General features: G+C 62.5%; 18 protein-coding genes. 13 read left to right on the plus strand and 5 right to left on the minus strand.

Annotated elements, in window-relative coordinates; translation table 11 throughout:
* Nucleotides 1-126 precede the first annotated feature (126 nt).
* The gene (locus QM841_RS38650) at nt 127-294 is read left to right on the plus strand and encodes a hypothetical protein (protein WP_283336091.1); all 168 of its coding nucleotides are present in this window, start codon (nt 127-129) and stop codon (nt 292-294) included.
* On the opposite strand, the gene QM841_RS38655 is transcribed toward QM841_RS38650, so the two are convergent.
* Complete coding sequence (locus QM841_RS38655) at nt 283-2,214, minus strand: hypothetical protein (RefSeq protein WP_283336092.1); 1,932 nt, start codon at nt 2,212-2,214, stop codon at nt 283-285. The genes QM841_RS38650 and QM841_RS38655 overlap by 12 nt on opposite strands.
* A 264-nt stretch (nt 2,215-2,478) precedes the next feature.
* Here QM841_RS38655 and QM841_RS38660 point away from each other — a divergent pair, with 264 nt between their 5' ends.
* Both QM841_RS38660 and QM841_RS38665 read left to right on the plus strand, forming a co-directional pair.
* Nucleotides 2,479-2,865 (plus strand): hypothetical protein, encoded by a 387-nt coding sequence (locus QM841_RS38660; protein WP_242323081.1) that lies wholly within the window; start codon nt 2,479-2,481, stop codon nt 2,863-2,865.
* A 154-nt stretch (nt 2,866-3,019) separates the two neighbouring features.
* Entirely contained in the window at nt 3,020-3,577 is a 558-nt protein-coding gene (locus QM841_RS38665) for a hypothetical protein (protein ID WP_283336093.1), read from the plus strand.
* 54 nt (nt 3,578-3,631) lie between these two features.
* Here QM841_RS38665 and QM841_RS38670 read toward each other — a convergent pair whose 3' ends face one another.
* The gene (locus tag QM841_RS38670; RefSeq protein ID WP_283336094.1) at nt 3,632-3,955 is read right to left on the minus strand and encodes a hypothetical protein; all 324 of its coding nucleotides are present in this window, start codon (nt 3,953-3,955) and stop codon (nt 3,632-3,634) included.
* A 72-nt stretch (nt 3,956-4,027) separates the two neighbouring features.
* A complete protein-coding gene (locus QM841_RS38675; RefSeq protein WP_283336095.1) occupies nt 4,028-4,387 on the minus strand; it encodes a hypothetical protein in 360 nt (119 codons plus the stop codon).
* A 181-nt stretch (nt 4,388-4,568) separates the two neighbouring features.
* Between QM841_RS38675 and QM841_RS38680 the strand changes: the two genes are divergently transcribed.
* Entirely contained in the window at nt 4,569-5,294 is a 726-nt protein-coding gene (locus tag QM841_RS38680; RefSeq protein ID WP_283336096.1) for a hypothetical protein, read from the plus strand.
* 5 nt (nt 5,295-5,299) lie between these two features.
* On the opposite strand, the gene QM841_RS38685 is transcribed toward QM841_RS38680, so the two are convergent.
* A complete protein-coding gene (locus tag QM841_RS38685) occupies nt 5,300-5,803 on the minus strand; it encodes a hypothetical protein (protein ID WP_037204107.1) in 504 nt (167 codons plus the stop codon).
* Between the two features lie 355 nt (nt 5,804-6,158).
* Here QM841_RS38685 and QM841_RS38690 point away from each other — a divergent pair, with 355 nt between their 5' ends.
* Nucleotides 6,159-7,229 carry a protein-L-isoaspartate O-methyltransferase family protein gene (locus QM841_RS38690; protein ID WP_283336097.1) on the plus strand — a complete coding sequence of 357 codons (1,071 nt, stop codon included), beginning with the start codon at nt 6,159-6,161 and terminating at the stop codon, nt 7,227-7,229.
* Between the two features lie 143 nt (nt 7,230-7,372).
* On the opposite strand, the gene QM841_RS38695 is transcribed toward QM841_RS38690, so the two are convergent.
* A complete protein-coding gene (locus QM841_RS38695; RefSeq protein ID WP_502943324.1) occupies nt 7,373-8,077 on the minus strand; it encodes a maleylpyruvate isomerase family mycothiol-dependent enzyme in 705 nt (234 codons plus the stop codon).
* A gap of 161 nt (nt 8,078-8,238) precedes the next feature.
* On the opposite strand from QM841_RS38695, the gene QM841_RS38700 reads away from it, so the two are divergent.
* The 8 genes from QM841_RS38700 (at nt 8,239) to QM841_RS38735 (ending at nt 15,552) form a co-directional block, all read left to right on the plus strand.
* Nucleotides 8,239-9,192, plus strand: a complete 954-nt coding sequence (locus QM841_RS38700; RefSeq protein WP_283336098.1) for a barstar family protein — start codon at nt 8,239-8,241, stop codon at nt 9,190-9,192.
* A 79-nt stretch (nt 9,193-9,271) separates the two neighbouring features.
* Nucleotides 9,272-10,366, plus strand: coding sequence for a hypothetical protein (locus QM841_RS38705; RefSeq protein ID WP_283336099.1), 1,095 nt, complete (start codon nt 9,272-9,274; stop codon nt 10,364-10,366).
* Between the two features lie 212 nt (nt 10,367-10,578).
* A complete protein-coding gene (locus tag QM841_RS38710; protein WP_167114785.1) occupies nt 10,579-10,758 on the plus strand; it encodes a YegP family protein in 180 nt (59 codons plus the stop codon).
* Between the two features lie 368 nt (nt 10,759-11,126).
* A complete protein-coding gene (locus tag QM841_RS38715; RefSeq protein ID WP_283336100.1) occupies nt 11,127-12,368 on the plus strand; it encodes a saccharopine dehydrogenase family protein in 1,242 nt (413 codons plus the stop codon).
* A 449-nt stretch (nt 12,369-12,817) separates the two neighbouring features.
* Complete coding sequence (locus QM841_RS38720) at nt 12,818-13,147, plus strand: hypothetical protein (protein ID WP_283336101.1); 330 nt, start codon at nt 12,818-12,820, stop codon at nt 13,145-13,147.
* Nucleotides 13,148-13,657: 510 nt separating this feature from the next.
* Nucleotides 13,658-13,903 carry a helix-turn-helix transcriptional regulator gene (locus QM841_RS38725; RefSeq protein WP_276144448.1) on the plus strand — a complete coding sequence of 82 codons (246 nt, stop codon included), beginning with the start codon at nt 13,658-13,660 and terminating at the stop codon, nt 13,901-13,903.
* Nucleotides 13,904-14,060: 157 nt separating this feature from the next.
* Nucleotides 14,061-14,756, plus strand: a complete 696-nt coding sequence (locus QM841_RS38730; protein ID WP_283336103.1) for a class I SAM-dependent methyltransferase — start codon at nt 14,061-14,063, stop codon at nt 14,754-14,756.
* A 472-nt stretch (nt 14,757-15,228) separates the two neighbouring features.
* The gene (locus QM841_RS38735) at nt 15,229-15,552 is read left to right on the plus strand and encodes a hypothetical protein (RefSeq protein WP_283336104.1); all 324 of its coding nucleotides are present in this window, start codon (nt 15,229-15,231) and stop codon (nt 15,550-15,552) included.
* Nucleotides 15,553-15,680: the final 128 nt, after the last annotated feature.

Below are 15,680 nucleotides of genomic sequence, written 5' to 3' on the forward strand. Positions count from 1 at the left end.
TGCTCCGGTTAGGGATCCTGTTCCGGGACGAGCGTCGCCGGCAGCCGGACATGCGCCCGGCGCCGATCTCGTCCCGCTGGTGGTTCCGCTTCCGGGCCAGGTGAAGGCTCGCGATTCGGACAGTGTGTGAGTGCCTCGCAGCGCGGGCAGTTCGTCGATCAATCTGTCGAGCAGGACGTCCCGCAGGTGAAAATAACGTTTCTCGGCATGGGCCATTGGGCGGCGCTTGACGCGATGGGCAAGCGCTCCGACGATCATGCCGCTAGCTTCCTACTGCACGCATCAGAGATCTGAGGTAGTGCTAGTTCCGAAATTCGGAATAATATGACCGAACCCATTCCAGTTCAGTGGACCAAGGCGCACAGGGCCCTTCCAGTTGCCGTACTCCTTAAAACCAAGCGCAATCTCAATGTGCGACCGCTCCGGATCCCTCCAATTTTCGAGGTACCATGCGTCCATACTCCCATTGGGATGTATCCCAAAAATCATGCCGTATCCGGTACTGAAAACTTCACGGTACTTCTCAAACCCGGATGCAATCATCCGCGGTCCCATGAGTTTGAACGGGTCCAAATCCCATTGGTGCCAGAATAATTCCCCATTTTCACTTAATGCATAGAGTATGGTTCCGGCCCCGTTTGGTCCGCCACCAAACACGGATTCGTAGTCACCCCAGGAGGAGTCGAGAAGAATTCTCTTACCAAAGCCTCCAGTTCCTGTGGCGAGGTTATTGTGCGGTAGAAACCGAAATGTTTGATTTACCTGGATTGGTCCACCGCCGGAATATATCTGTTTCACAATTTGGTATAGACCGTGATCCCCTGATGTAAAGCAGTGCTCAACGAATGTTCCAATTTGGTCGATTGCGGGCAGTGACACATCCTCCGGTCCCGACCAGTCGCTCCCATCATTAACCGGGTCGTTGTGGCGATACCAGAGAATGGTGTTGTCGTCCCTGACCGCAAAGAATACATCTTGTGTAGCCGCAGCAATCCGCCAGAATGAATTCCATTGTCGGCCGACCACTTTGTTCGTTGTTTTCCATGTCGGAATACTTCCGTCAGTCCCACGCAAATGAGTGGTCAGCCGACACTCATATCTCACCATGTCGCCATTTGGTCTAACGGCGTAGACCGTGGGGCTAAGTGCGGTTTCACCAGGGAATGGTGGATCAGGTGGGGGATCCGCCAAGGTGCCTCGGGTTAATAACCGGACCATTGTGTCTCGAAGCATTTCGATAAGTTGAATAGGCTGGTAGTCGGCTTCAATCGCGTATTCCTCGTTAATTCCAAGATTTGCGGGCGCCATGCACAATTGGTACGGGTGGGGACCCTCCAAGTATATATCGACCCCGTTTCCCACAACGGTGACTGTTCGATCGATTCGATTGATGCACTCCAATGCGAATCGGCAGTGTCCATTTACGGCCCAATCATCCACAGGTTTTGGCACAACTGTGATCCCTGCGCGTACCTTCTCTGGGAGTGTTTTCGGGCTATCCACAGGATCAGACCAGTCATCGCGAATACTCAGTGCGTCGCGGAATTTCTTAAGCCTAACGGTGTATGACGGCCGCGAGGTAGGCGCTTCTGAGATGTGCCGGGTGACTGATGTGGCGAACACCGCAACTGCCCATGCAAGTACACCCAACGGGAGCAGCATAAATTGCGGCGGAATCAAGGAGTACTCGTCTTGCCCATTAGGTGATAGCTTCTTCCTCGTATCGCTCCAAAGCCATATATCTTCATCCTCGATGAGGATAGCGGAAATCACCAGTGCCGCTCGGTTCGCAATAATCGCAAGTTCATTCGTGTCAGGCTCTTGGGTCAGCTGGAAGGCGAGATCTGTTACGGCAATTCCATGGATAAAGTTGATTCGGTTAAAGCGACTCTTATTCTGTTCCTGCGCGAATTTTTGGGTTAATTCGTTTACGCGGTCGTTTATGCTCGCCATTTGCGCCTTGAGTGTTTCAATTTCCTCGCCAAGTTTCTCGATCGCCTTTTGTTCTTCGGACTGCTTTCCGAAGTCATACACTGCCGAGAATATTTTGTATGCCTTGAAGATATACTCGACATATGGGACCTCGCCAGCGATCTTTTCGAGGTCATCAAATTCGTTTCCCATTTTAATCCCGCCGTCATTCGTTTCGAGTCGTGAGAGGAAGGAACTAGACCAACTATTCGGTATTATCCTGCGGCGCGGCAGCAATGTCACGGTTCTGTAGGCGACGAAAGCATCTTCGCGATTTCCTGGTGTCAGGCTCTCCCGCGCTCAGCCTGCCTTTTCCCATTGGCCGCCTTGTAGTCCGCGCCACCGGGCCGAGACTCGGCGGAAGTGGAGTCCGATTAGCGATCCGCTTGCGGAACGACGGTCGACTGCCGCCGGCACGCGCTGAGACGCCACTTCGTCCGAAGCAGGTTCGGGCAAAGGATCCTCTTCCTCTTGCCCGACGACGTCACTACCGGGAGAGTCACGACGATGAGTGTTCCCGATCGTACCGAGCTCGATCGGCTCTTCATGCTGTGGAAAAACAGATTGTGGACTGCGTTTGGTGTCTCTGAAATCGAGGCAGCGAGCGAACCGGAGCTCTATCGCTTCAGGGTCACCGGGATCGGTCGGCTCGACGAGAACTCTCTGGAGATCCACATCGAGTTCGCGCCTAATGCCGTCTACGGCATCGAGCACGTGCCCGCCTCGAAGGCTGGCATTGTGATCGCGCTGTACTCACATGGTGAGGTCAACGCTCCACCCGGGATGGAGCATCTGCTGACCGAATTCATCACGTCCGGCGGGATCCACCCCGCCAACCTCGTAGGCACGGATGCCGACGGCAATCCCCGGGTCTTCTGGGACACAGCAGGATAGGAACCCGCAGGCGAGTGTCCCGTGCCGGGCACTCGTACATCTGGTCATGGTGGCAGACGCCACCAGGCCAACGGTGACCTGTTCCGTATGCGGATCCCTGATCGGTCCGATCATCGATCGTGCAGCGCGCATGTACTTCGCGGATGATCTATCCATGTCCACAACCTCGGCGCCCGGCGGCATGCAGGAAGCGACGGTCACGATTCGTGCCGACTACAACTTGCTGTTCATCCAGGACGTTGACGATGTCCGACCGCTCGGCGCAGCAATGCCCGAACCATGGCTGCTCGCGACAGAAAGTGATCGCGTCGCGATTCACGCCGGTCAAACGGGCCTGATCTCGGTGACGACGCAAGCCTGGGCCGTGCCACCGCCACCGGTTGATGACCAGTTCCGCGCACGCTGGGAGGACATCGCCGAGATGTCCTTCACTGCGAGTACCGACGATCTGGTTCTGACATCGCTGCTTGACGGACCCCCAATGGGCGGGCTCGACAGCGTTACCCCTCACGGCCCCGGTTCGTACCGGGTCCGGGTCGCCGCGATCGGGCGCACCGAGTACTGGGACTCGGTGGCACCCCCGGAGAAGCAACCAGCAGTACAGCTGCTCGTGCAACTCTGGCCGAGCAAGTCAGCCGACGCGATCCTGTACCAGTACAAAGATCGATTTACCGGCCAGCTAGTGTTCGCCGACGAAACGAAGCGGGCATGAGACCTCGAGCTTCTTCGAGCTGCCGGACCAGGATCCGGGACCGATCAGCGATCGCTAAGCGGGAACCACTACGTACACCAATAGGGCGAGTGCCACGGCGATGGGCGATACGACAATCCACCACGACCATCGCTGATCCTGGCCGACGACATGAAGCGTCCGGATCATCCACACAAGTCCGGAGACAGCGAGTGCAAGAGTCAGCAGAGTGCCGACAAGAAGTTCGTCGGCGATGGTCATTCCGGACAGAGCTCGGGGCTTGTCGTACCGCATTCCGAGTAGGCCTACTAGCGGCAGCACAGTCATCGACAACACGAGCAATCCGGGCGGCTTGCTCAGCGCTGGCTGTTGACCGTCTCGCGAGCTCGCAGTCGTCATACTGAGGATTGTGCACGTGGCTGGTGCGTCATTGGCTGATCGGTGACCGGTCATCGATCGATGAGCGAGAGATCAGGTCGTGCGGTCCCCATTCGGACCGTTCCCTCGGTTCCCCGCGATGTACGCAGTACCGCTTGGATCAATGGGCCGGTCTGGAATCTCGCGAAGAGTGTTGACGATCTTCCGCCATCGACTGCGATCCGCAAGAAGTGCCCGGTGGGCTCCGCGTCGGAACGCGATCGCCATCTCGGTTCCAGGCTCTGTGAGCGGCTGTTCGCGGCCGAACTTTTCGATCTCAGCGTCAGTAGCGTCGATCTCAGCCTGGATCTCAGTGAGCACCTCGTCTGCTATCGCAGCGAGTTCCGAAGTGATGGGAAGTGCCTCCGCAAAGCGGGCAGCAGCGGCCTGGAGTTCCTTGCTGTGTCCCTGCATGCCAACAACCTCTCATGTTCATACCGTCCTCCCGATACCGTAAGCCGAACGATGACAGGGACGGTTCGTCCGAACGTCGAGTCCCCCACTCGTCCCCGAATAGGGATCCGTCATCGGTAACGCGGGGTCGCCGGTGGGCGTCTTGCGGACAAGTGGTTCGTAAGTGCGAGAGAATTCGATGATGACGAGGTCGGATTCCGAGGAGAACCGGTCAGACCCGGGGCTGGTTCGGCTTGGCTCTCTCGAAGTCGACCCGGCGGCGCTCGAGGGGCCCGGTTCGTCGCTGTGGGACTTGATCGGTGGCCGCAAGCTCACCCTGCGCTCTCCTGATGACCTGCTCGATCTGCCCCGTCAGGGTTGGCGACCGATCTTCCCCAGTTGGGAGTTCATCGACAACCCGCGAGACGTCTTCGCCGCGCCGCACCCCCACCAGCGAAGTGCGTGGGTATTGGTGTTCCTGCACTGGATCGGAGAGGCCTGGACCGTCAGCACCGATCCCGGCCCGGTCCCGGTGCGGCGGCCCTGCGCGGCCCGGCGGGCGGGCCTGGAACTGCGGTGGCCAGCCGAGCAAACCGCCACGGTTGGCACAGTGCCCGAATTGTCGATCGATGTACTCAATACCGCCGACCACGTTTGGACGAACGACGTCGGCGATCACATGACCGTCCGCGGGTGGGTGCTCGGACCGGACGGCGAACGGCTGGGAACCGGCGTGATGCTTCTCGCCCACGCACCTCCACTGCCCGATCTCGCGCCGTGCGGCCGCATGTCCCTGCAGGTCAACCTGGGATCGGACATCGAGGAGCTTGCGGCTGGACGCTACAGGGTCGTCGCCGAACTACTCGACCTGCAGTTGCAGTCCCCTCCGGGCACGCTCGTCCTGACAGAACCCGACCTCCCCAGATGACCCGCTCAGTTCGGCATGGGGATGATGTGACGACGCAGATCATTCGGGTCGGGGAGCGTGAGTTCGACTGTGGTAGGCGAGAGCCCGACTTGCGGCCACGCAACGAGATACCGGACAACGTTCGAGCTCGGAAGCTCACTGGTGGTGTACAAGAATTCGCGTCGGAACACGCCAGGCTTCGACCTTGCGGCGGTACTGCGGCGGGGAAGTGGTTGCTCGGTGGAGTCGTCGGCGGCGCTGAACCGGAAGGCCACCCCCAGGACCGGGTGGGGGTTCGGGCGCCCGGTGACGGGGTCGATCTCGGCCGGCGCCATGTACTGGCGTTCGGCGACGTCGGCATGTGCGCCGGTCGCGATGACCATCACCGCGATTTCGAGCCCACCCTTGTAGGCGATGATCGTGCGGAGCCCGACCTGCAAGCCCGGGCTGCGCGCCAGGACAGTGGGTCCGTGCGCGATGGCGCCGAGGTCGGGTGTTTCCGGTGGAAGCATCCCTATGTGCCACGACATGACTCTCCCGATGTGGATGCAGATCGACGGCGGCGTACACCCGAACACCAGCCCAGAGACGCGACACCGACCCGGATAGGCATGGTCAGGACGTTAGCCTCACCGCCGCCATCACAGCCGCGAAATGCGGCAGATGGGTTCCTTCGACGTGGCGACCCGTCCCATTGGCGGATCCTGGGCGGAACTGCAAACGGGACAACATTGCAATCCGACTGAGCGGCATCATGGCAGAGAGGGTCGAAGGAGGACTGACTTGACGGAAAACGGCACGGCGGAAGTTCGCTCATCGTTTGTGCGCGATGTCCTCGATTCCATCCCGGGACTCGATCCGCGAATTGCCGAAGCATTCAGATCCGTGGACCGAGCGACCTATCTCGAACGCTTTCAGGCGCAGGGGAAGCCGGACTGGATCGACGCCTCCAAGCCCCTGTCAGCCGAAGCGGCCGCCGCCATCTACAGCGACCAGGCACTCGCCACCCTGACCGCCGCCAACGGCATGCCGTCGAGTTCGTCGACGACGCCCACCCTAATGCTGCTGATGCTCCACGCCCTGTCCGTTGCACCCGGCGACCGTGTCCTTGAGATCGGCACGGCGACGGGATACAACGCTGCCCTGCTCGCGCACCTGGTCACCGCTACCGGCAGTGTCGTGACCATCGACTCGAAACCTGAGGTCGCTGCGCGGGCCGCCGCCGCGCTCGAGACCGGCGGCATCACCAACGTGCAGGTCCGTGCGGGCGACGGCGGCGCCGATCCGGAGATGCTGCGCGGTGTCTTCGACCGGTTGATCGCGACCGTGGGGTGTGCGACCGTGCCGTCGCAGTGGTGGGACTGCCTCACCGAGGACGGTGTCGCCGTTGTGCCGCTTCGCCACGGCGAAGCGCATCCCCTGTGTCGACTCCGGAAAGGGACCGAACCGGGTCACTGGTACGGAACTTTCACCGCCGCCGCGAACTTCATGCTCGCAGACGGGGACACTCTTCATCGACCCCGCGGCACCGAGCACCGCTTGCAACTGGCCGAGGAGCAGCAGCTGCTCGACACCGGGCTCGGGTGTCACCCCAGCCAGGCGTGGGCCGTCGACTTCTTCCTCGCACTCCACGCGCCGCACCTCGAGCGGATTGCGGTCAACACCGCCCGGCAGACCCCGCAGATGCATGCCGGTTGTGGCATCGCGGACAAGCTGGGCAACATCGCCCTCGTCTCCTGGGGGCGCCTGATGGCCACCACCGGACCCGATAGTCCTGCGGTGCGTGAACTCGCCGGCTACCTCACCGCATGGAAGAACCTGGGACGCCCCGCCATCGGTCACTACGACATCGAGATCCTGCCCCACAGTGCCACCGACATTCCGCCGCCCCTGGCCGGGCGTCGATGGACACAACCCGATCGCCACGCCACGCGGATCGTCACACTCCGCGCGTAACCAAACGAACCGATACGGATCCTGGATGGGGGCGACCGGTCATCGATCCTGTTCCGGGACGAGCGTCGCCGGCAGCCGGACATGCGCCCGGCGCCGATCTCGTCCCGCTGGTGGTTCCGTCAGCGGACGCTTCTCAAGCGCAGTCAGGTTGTGCAGCGGTCCCGCAGTGTCGTCACGCCCGGCCCGGTGAGGTCGTCACAGTAGGCACCACGACCGGCCATGGCCATCGTGAGCGCCAGGGTCGTGCCGCTGACCATCGGGCCGGCTCCGGTCGTGAAGGGCCCGTCGGTCGCTTGGAGACGAAGACCTGCGATGGTGCTGCGGCCGGCCACGGTGAAGTCCCGCCCGGCGTAGAAGCGGGCAACCTTGGTGACCGTCTCGACGGCGGGCGTGCGCGCGAACCCGAGCGGCCGCCGGATGTCCTGGGCATGCACCACCACCTCACCAAGCCACGCCGCGGTGGGACCCGGCGCCGACGTCGTACTGGTGACGACCCGCTGGAACCACTCGAGAGTCTCGGCGGGGGTCGCGCCTCGGTACTCGGCCAGACGCCGGTCGTTGTGCAGGTCAAAGTCGAACCGTGCCCCCAGGACACTGCCAAACCAACGAAGCGCACCGATACTCGCCGCCGCCGTGAGGTGAGCAACGACCTCCTCTACCACCCACTGTCCGCACAACGACTGCTGTGCCCACTGCGCCTCGTCAAGACCAGCGAGGTCATCGGCCAGAGCGGCGCGTTCGGTTGCGGCCGCAGACCACAGGGGGGCGCTAGTGAGGGAATTGCGCACGGCGACCTCCAGGTTGAACGGCTGACACCAATGGAGACTGCGCGCGAGCGCGAGAATCATCGGTCAATCGGTAACCAAGGTAGCGAGTGCATGCGCCGCCGTTGCCGGAGCGACCGGTGTCCGGCTACCGTTCCGCTTCCGGGCGGCGATGATCGCTGCCCCATCGTTGAGCGGTCTCTGATCGGACCTAGTCAGGGTGCGCACCCACTTAGGCTCAGGGTATGGCGCACAGAGGTGTGTTCGATCCGACCGACCGCGATTTGTTCAACGAACAGCGACAACGCTTCGACTGGAGTCTCCTGCAAAACGGCAACGTGTACCGGTATGACACGGTGTTCCAACTCGACAGCGGTTGCACCCGCCTGGCGGATCTCGGGTACCTCGTACACCGCATCGACGCCCATCCGTGGACGTCCGTCGGGGACATGCACACCGCATTCGCGGAGACGATGTCCTTTCCCTCATACTATGGCCGCAACCTCGACGCGCTCGATGACGTGCTTTCCGACGTCGCTAGGTTCGATTACGGCAGCGATCCCGCCAGCTCTGGCACAGTCCTCGCGATCGCCGGATATGACACTCTTGCCGCAATGGACCGGCGCACCGCCGGCGTAGTTCTCGATATTTTCGCGGTCCAAGCGCGCTTGGCCGCGCTCTACGCGCACCCGATGCTGTGCCTCGTTGAATCCACTGTCACCGACTATCCCGCAGTCGGAGGCCGCGTGGTCTCTTTCGGCAGCGTCTGGGATGTTGAGCCGGACCCGCCGGCGCCGTTCCACGACGGGGATCTTGTCGAGAATGTCTTACAGATCTATGCGGATGAGGCAGGGGCTTACAAGTACGTCGTCGCACTGCACCCAGTCCTTGCCTACACCCTCACAGCCCTCGGGCGCTGGCAGATCCTCGATCCCGCGCTGGCCTCCGAGCGCACCGCAGCTTTTCACGCTGAGCATCGACAGGAACCACCTCCGCCGGGAACTCGACTGTGGGAGATCTTCATTGGCCTCCGTGGCGCCGGAGACCACATCGTCCTCGGCGACCAACTCGTGCACGTTCTCTCGGACGCCGGAATGCATTTCGATCAACTAATATCCCGGTTCTACGCGGCCGGAACCGAGGATCGAGCGCAAGCTCTAAGTAACTATCCCGACCTCCGCAACCCAGACGACCGGTAGAGCAACGCCTATCGGCACCGGACAAGGATCCTCGTCCGGAGCACTGGTCGAGTCGATCACCAAGATGTCGCATAAGTCGATGACTAGCATCAGGATGATGACGCAGTGGAGCACTGTCGAGGCGGATCATCATCAATTCACCCTCGGCGAGCGACATGCAGACACCCTGGCTGTCGCTGTCGAATGCAGTCTCTTCGACGCAGGTAGCGACTTCCTGACGGTACATACCGGTATCGCGTATGGCCCGGTCTCGATCGGCGTTGAGGTACTTGGCGACCAGCCTGAAAGCACGTTGTTCGAGGATTGGGAGAACGTTGCTGAGTGCACTATCAGCGCCTCCGCATTGTGTGTGATGACCCTGCAGGGCGAACCAGTCGAAGATTTCACCGAGCTGACAGTCCTCGACCCAGGTAGATACCGGGTCCGGGTGCACGCTCGAGGCCGTGATGCGAACTGGGACATGGACGTAGCCGAGCCGAGCGAAGACTACTTGGTGCAACTGTGGCCGGTCCCTCGCGTCCAGGGTTTCGTGCGACTGAAGAAGACCGACACCGCTTGGAGCGAGGTCGACCCTGAGCTTCCATCGGCACTGACCCCGACTCCTCGGGAGCCGGTGCAGACACCGAGTCCGCGGCCGCTGGGACGGCCGAAGCTCAAGCGCCTGGTAAACCGCAAAAGTGTGTCACGAGTCCAACTGCGGAATTTCAACGAGTTCAAGGACGTGGCACACGTCGATCGACTCCTTGCCGAGAAACTTCTAGCCCTCAGTGACGACGAACTCCGGTCGGTCGCCCAGTGGCTTCCGAGACGCGCCCTGACAAAAATCGGACTTCTCCACATCGAGTGGGTGTCGAACGGTGTCACCGTACTTGAGGCCGGGCTGTGGGAACGACCGAAGGACATCTACGCCGCGGCCGTGCAGGCGAAGACCGGCGGAGATCCCGACGTGCCGGCTACTCAGATCGTGTCCGTTTTCGATGGACAGCCTGTCGATCCCGTATACGGCGCAATGAACGCGCTCATCTATGGCTTTGACCCCGACCCAGCAGTCGCCGCATTCATCGCCATCCGTGGCACGCTGCTTGCGTACGGACCGCATTGGAAGGACCTGGTCAACGAACTCGAAGCTGCCTTCCCAAGAATCGCAAACTGGACGATAGAAGGGTCCGGATGAGGAACCACCAGCGGGACGAGATCGGCGCCGAGCGCATGTCCGGCTGCCGGCGACGCTCGTCCCGGAACGGGATGGTCAAAAGGAGACCTGCAGCGAGTGCGGGCGCGAATCGAGCAGCTGCAGGGAATCGTGAATTCGGCCGCCGATGGGTGTTCGCTCGGCTTACCGTGAGCGTGTCCGCGACCGCCGGGGACTCATCCAGAGGAGTGGCGATGACTGCGAAGTTCGAGCTGTTCAAGGACGCCGCCGGCCAGTTCCGGTTTCACCTGAAGGCAGCGAACGGCGAGATCATCGCGGCCAGCCAGGGCTACACCTCGAAGGCTGCGGCCCAGAACGGGATTACTTCGATCAAAGCCAATGCGGCGACGGCCCCGACCGAGGACCTGACCTAAGCACCGACCACCGCATTCGCGATTAGTTATGGGCGACGAGGTCGGTGCGTTTCGAAGGCAACGGCACCTAGCATCCGCAATTGGGTGCGCGATTCTCTCCCCGGTCAGTGACCGACAGTACACAAGTTGGCTCAGGTGTGTGTGCCGGCCAGCTCGGCGAACGGATGTAGCCAACTCGACCTCTGGCTGTGGGTCGAATCGGCGAATGTGACCCCGCAGGGATGCGCCCAAAAGAGTCCTGAACTGGGGATATGACACGTCCCCCTTCGACCTGTCCGGGGATGCCGCACTGCACCCACTTGATATCTGATTTCTCGAGTTACATCTACCTCTTCTGCCTGATCCGCTCCACTTGTATGCTCGCGCGCATGACTGACAGCGGACGTGAACTAGATCTCGTCATCTACGGTGCCACTGGGTTCGTCGGGCGGCTTCTCGCCGACTATCTCGCGCGGAACTCCCCGGACGGCATCCGGATCGGTCTCGCTGGACGGTCCCAAGCGAAACTCGAGGCAACGCGGTCGGTGCTCGGGGCCCGGGTCGCCGACTGGCAGATCGTCATCGCCGATGCCGACGACGCCGTCGCGCTCGCCGAGCTTGCCTCCCGCACAAAGGTTGTCGCGACCACCGTGGGGCCGTACGCGAAGTACGGCGCCGAAATCGTGGCGGCCTGCGTCGCGGCCGGTACCGACTATGTAGACCTGACCGGGGAAGTGTTGTTCGTCCGCGAGAGCATCGACGCTCACCACGAAAAAGCCCGCGCCAACGGTGTCCGGATCGTGCACTCCTGCGGCTACGACTCGATTCCCTCTGACCTGGGTGTGCACGTGTTGCACCAGACCGTCGAGGCAGACGGCGCCGGGGAACTCACGGACACGACACTGGTGGCGTCGCTGAGCGGCGGAGTCAGCGGCGGGACGATCGACTCGCTGCGCACCCAGATCGACGTGTCTCGCAAGGATGCGACACTGCGCCGCCTCGCCGCTTCGCCGTATTCACTCAGCCCCGACCGAACGAAAGAGCCCGACCTCGGCCGACAGTCGGACGTGGCCCTCGTGGACGGCGCGGGTATCGCCCCGGAGGCGCGCGGGTGGAAGGCGCCTTTCGTCATGGCTTCGTACAACACGCGCGTCGTCCGGCGCAGCAACGCGCTCCGTGGCTGGGCGTATGGCCGGAAGTTCAAGTATCGCGAGGTGATGAGCGTGGGTGACTCGCGGTTGTCCCGCATTTTCGCGGGCGGCGTCGCAGCGGTGCTCGGCGGGCTCGTGCTCGGCCTCAGTGTTCCGCCCACCAGGTACGTCCTCGATCGCATCCTCCCGTCGCCCGGCGACGGCCCCAGCGAAAAGACGCAGAGAAATGGCTATTTCGCGATGAACATCTACACAACCACCACGACCGGAGCTCGGTACACGTCACGTGTGAAGGCGCAGGGCGATCCTGGCTATCGCGCGACCGCGGTCATGCTGGGCGAGTCTGCGCTGAGTCTTGTGCTGGATCGGGACCGGCTCCCCGACGAGGCTGGCGTTCTCACCCCGGCCACCGCGCTCGGCGACGTCCTGGTCGACCGGCTGCGAAAGGCTGGTGTGGAGATTTCTGCGCGCAAGCTCTGACGGGATGTGCTCAAGGAAGACGCTAAGCACGTTTCGTGCCCGAGGAGAGTGCAGCTCATACAAGGGGTTGCGAGCACGGATTGCTACGTGTTCTTCTGTGCCGGTAGCTAGGACCTCCCCTTGATGCGGTAGCTACCTGAGACGGTGCCCTAGTCGGCTGCTCATCCCCTGGAGCCGACAGGGTGCCGTCTCCATTTTCGCCATGGGTTAGACGCTGGCGTAGCCCCGTAGAGGACCAGGATCTAATCCGACCCGCTGAACAGGGGATATGGCACGTCCCAAGGTGCACGCTCGCCGGTCACATCCACTCGCCTGCAACCTGGCGTCCGGAACGCCTCACGAGGTTGCAACATTACAATGTTACAATGTATGGTAGCTAATCCCGGTTGAACCGATGACTCTCGGGTCCAGGCGGTTTCAGCTCAGTCCCGGCAAAGGGGGAGTTTCCTATGACCAGCTTCGATGTCGATATCCAGCCCGGCACTGGATTCGAGTTCAAAAATGAGGTCTTCACCGTTCGTGTGGAGGCTGACGGCTTCGATCAGGCTGCCCGGAGGGGTATCCGTCGCGCAATCTCTCGCGCGGCCGACTGGAATGATCGGCACGCTGACTCCCTTTCGATGCGATTGACGGACCCGCAGGCGTACCGCGTCGTCGGCGTCCGCAACCCGGAGTTCGGGGGTGCGGCGCCGACTGCTGGCGCGACGGGTGCAACCCTCGTTGTGGCATTGGACGTCGAGTCGGTGCTCGCGGCTTTGGCTTCGAAACTTGGCCGCTGACTGCAGAGTCGCCGCGGCGCGCAAACGCTGCGCCTCACGGCGGCATCTAGGCCGAACTCGCCGGATGTAGACCGAAGTCGGTGCAGTGCGGACCGTATCGATCAATCGCTGGCACCGAAAGGCTGGGCGGGCTGTCGTAGGCGAGAGGTTCCTTCCGATTCGGAAGGAACGCGTGATGGTTGGGGACGTGTCGTCTTCCCTGCTAAGCGGCCCTCTGTGCCGAGTCAACAGCGGCTTCTGATTACTCCGACCCGCAGTGGCCGGCCGCTGGCGAGCCTCGCAACGCGTTCTCCAACCGACCAAACTTTGCAATGTATCGATGTATTGTCGGCATGTATGGTCCTCCATCGCACCCCAGGGACACACTCGCGGGCATTACAGCACGCCGTTGTAGGGTCTACTTCGGAAAGGCCCGCATGGACTGGCGTCGAAGCGTCGGAGCCGGCGCTTGGCGGGTCGACTCCCGGACCGCACCGAACATCGCGGGTGCTGAAAGGAAGGACTCTCACCATGGCTAACCCACATCGGCTGACCACCGATCAGGTCATTGACCTGATCAAGGAGGAAACCGGTACCGAGCTTTCCATCTCGACGTTCCGCGGGTACGTCTCCCGCGGGCAAGCTCCGGCGCCGGTGGAGAAGATCGGCCGCACGCCACTGTGGAAGCGCTCGGAGATCGTCGAGTGGGCGAACAACAGGCCCGGGCAAGGAGCGCGCACCGACATCCCCAAACCACGCCGGCGCCGCGCCGAGTGATCACCCCGTATTCCCGCGAACACCTAGAGGTGTCATGAACTGGCGAAACTGCATGACCCTCCCCTCTGGGGCCAGACCGTGAGCGACGTGACCGTTACGATCGTCCCCGCTGCGGGGGAATCGGCTTCGCATATCAACGATCAAAGGAATCAAACACATGGCAGCTGGTGAGGTCACTCAGGCGGAGAAGGACGGAGCCGAGAAGTACAGCCGCGCCGTCCTGGCGGCGTATGACACCTTCGTCCTGAAGTGGAGCAACACCTACGCCTGGCGCTGTCCCCGCGAACGGCTCCTCACCCACTACGACACCCACCTGAGCGGCCGGCACCTCGATATCGGCCCCGGCACCGGCTGGTACCTCCACCAGGCCACCTACCCGGCCGCGGCGCCCGAGATCACGCTGATGGACCTCAACACCAACACCATGGCGATGACCGCCGGCAGGCTCGCCGACCGGAACATCACCCCGGAGGTCCACACCGGAAGCATCCTCGCCCCTATCGACCCCACCGTGGGTGTATTCGATTCCGTGGCAGCGAACTTCGTGTTCCACTGCGTCCCCGGAACCTGGCCGGAGAAGGGGAGAGCGTTCGGGCACATCGCCCAGGTCGTCGCCGATGACGGGGTGTTCTTCGGCTCCACCATCCTCGGGACCGGTGTGGCGCACAACCTCTTCGGCCGCGCCCTCTGCGCCCTCTACAACGGACCGATCAAGGCTTTCGACAACAGTGCCGACGACCCCGGCGGCCTGCGTACCGCGCTGTCGGCGGCATTCGAGACCGTCGATATCACCGTGGTCGGAACGGTGGCGGTCTTTGCTGCACACCGGCCGCGGCGCATCCCGGCGCAGTAGTTACGACGAACGGCCCACTCCCAGTGAAACGCACGCGCACCGACCCGGTCTCCCTTGAGGCGTACGTCGCCGCCGCACAGCAGCTGCGAGCGGCGTTGATGCCGCTGGCCGAGTGTGATCCCGAGCGGCGTGCCCGGATGGACGGCGAGGTTTTCGAGCGTGCACGCCAGGCCCGGACACGCTTCCTCTCGTCCGCGTCCGTGTTGGCACGCCGGGAGCGGAAGCTCGCTGCCCACTGGGAGAACGCCGCCGCTTTGCGGTACCGGCACGGCCGGGACGCCTTTGTCCGCGCCGAAGACCTGGGCAACCGCTTGATCTCCAATCTCGCCGGAGGCCGGCGGCCCACCCCGCGCGAGATCCACGAGCTGGAAGACGCCTGCGCCACGCGTGCGCCCTCGACCGGCGACAACGGTCGGACTTGTTCGGCACCTCCAGGTTCTCCGGGAGCAGATCCACCACGAGGTCCCCGATCGTGGACCAGGCCGAATTGCGATGGCGGATCCGCCGTGACCTGACTGGGTTGACCCTCGAGAACGCGCTCGCCGGCACCGGCACCACCCGAGAGGCCGAACGCCATCTCGCACCGTGGCTCAAACGAGCCGCGGCCGCCCTCGACACCCCGATGAGCATCGAAGGCCTCGAGGATATCGCCGCCCAGTGGCGTGCGCGTCGTGCCCCCTACATGCTGGCGAACCCCGACTGGGCAGACGTGATCATCGCCCCGCCGATTCCCCGTACACGCCCGTCCTGGTGGTGGAAACTCACCCGCGGCGAGGAACCCCCACCGGCCCGGTAGTCCACGTGCGTCGCCGATTCTGGACCGCATCTCTTCGCGCGGAGGGGACGTGATGATTGCCTTGTCGGGGGGTTCGGTCAAGATGGCCCCGAGGAGGACGTCATGACCGCACCCGAGCGCACCCCGCA

Source organism: Rhodococcus sp. IEGM 1307, from assembly GCF_030056915.1.
Taxonomy (GTDB): domain Bacteria; phylum Actinomycetota; class Actinomycetes; order Mycobacteriales; family Mycobacteriaceae; genus Rhodococcus_F; species Rhodococcus_F opacus_D.

Coding starts and splice junctions, on each gene's coding strand:
- QM841_RS38660 (WP_242323081.1), top strand. CDS start 2,479: ATGAGTGTTCCCGATCGTACCGAGCTCGATCGGCTCTTCATGCTGTGG.
- QM841_RS38665 (WP_283336093.1), top strand. CDS start 3,020: ATGTCCACAACCTCGGCGCCCGGCGGCATGCAGGAAGCGACGGTCACG.
- QM841_RS38670 (WP_283336094.1), bottom strand. CDS start 3,955: ATGACGACTGCGAGCTCGCGAGACGGTCAACAGCCAGCGCTGAGCAAG.
- QM841_RS38675 (WP_283336095.1), bottom strand. CDS start 4,387: ATGCAGGGACACAGCAAGGAACTCCAGGCCGCTGCTGCCCGCTTTGCG.
- QM841_RS38680 (WP_283336096.1), top strand. CDS start 4,569: ATGACGAGGTCGGATTCCGAGGAGAACCGGTCAGACCCGGGGCTGGTT.
- QM841_RS38685 (WP_037204107.1), bottom strand. CDS start 5,803: ATGTCGTGGCACATAGGGATGCTTCCACCGGAAACACCCGACCTCGGC.
- QM841_RS38695 (WP_502943324.1), bottom strand. CDS start 8,077: ATGATTCTCGCGCTCGCGCGCAGTCTCCATTGGTGTCAGCCGTTCAAC.
- QM841_RS38700 (WP_283336098.1), top strand. CDS start 8,239: ATGGCGCACAGAGGTGTGTTCGATCCGACCGACCGCGATTTGTTCAAC.
- QM841_RS38705 (WP_283336099.1), top strand. CDS start 9,272: ATGACTAGCATCAGGATGATGACGCAGTGGAGCACTGTCGAGGCGGAT.
- QM841_RS38710 (WP_167114785.1), top strand. CDS start 10,579: ATGACTGCGAAGTTCGAGCTGTTCAAGGACGCCGCCGGCCAGTTCCGG.
- QM841_RS38715 (WP_283336100.1), top strand. CDS start 11,127: ATGACTGACAGCGGACGTGAACTAGATCTCGTCATCTACGGTGCCACT.
- QM841_RS38720 (WP_283336101.1), top strand. CDS start 12,818: ATGACCAGCTTCGATGTCGATATCCAGCCCGGCACTGGATTCGAGTTC.
- QM841_RS38725 (WP_276144448.1), top strand. CDS start 13,658: ATGGCTAACCCACATCGGCTGACCACCGATCAGGTCATTGACCTGATC.
- QM841_RS38730 (WP_283336103.1), top strand. CDS start 14,061: ATGGCAGCTGGTGAGGTCACTCAGGCGGAGAAGGACGGAGCCGAGAAG.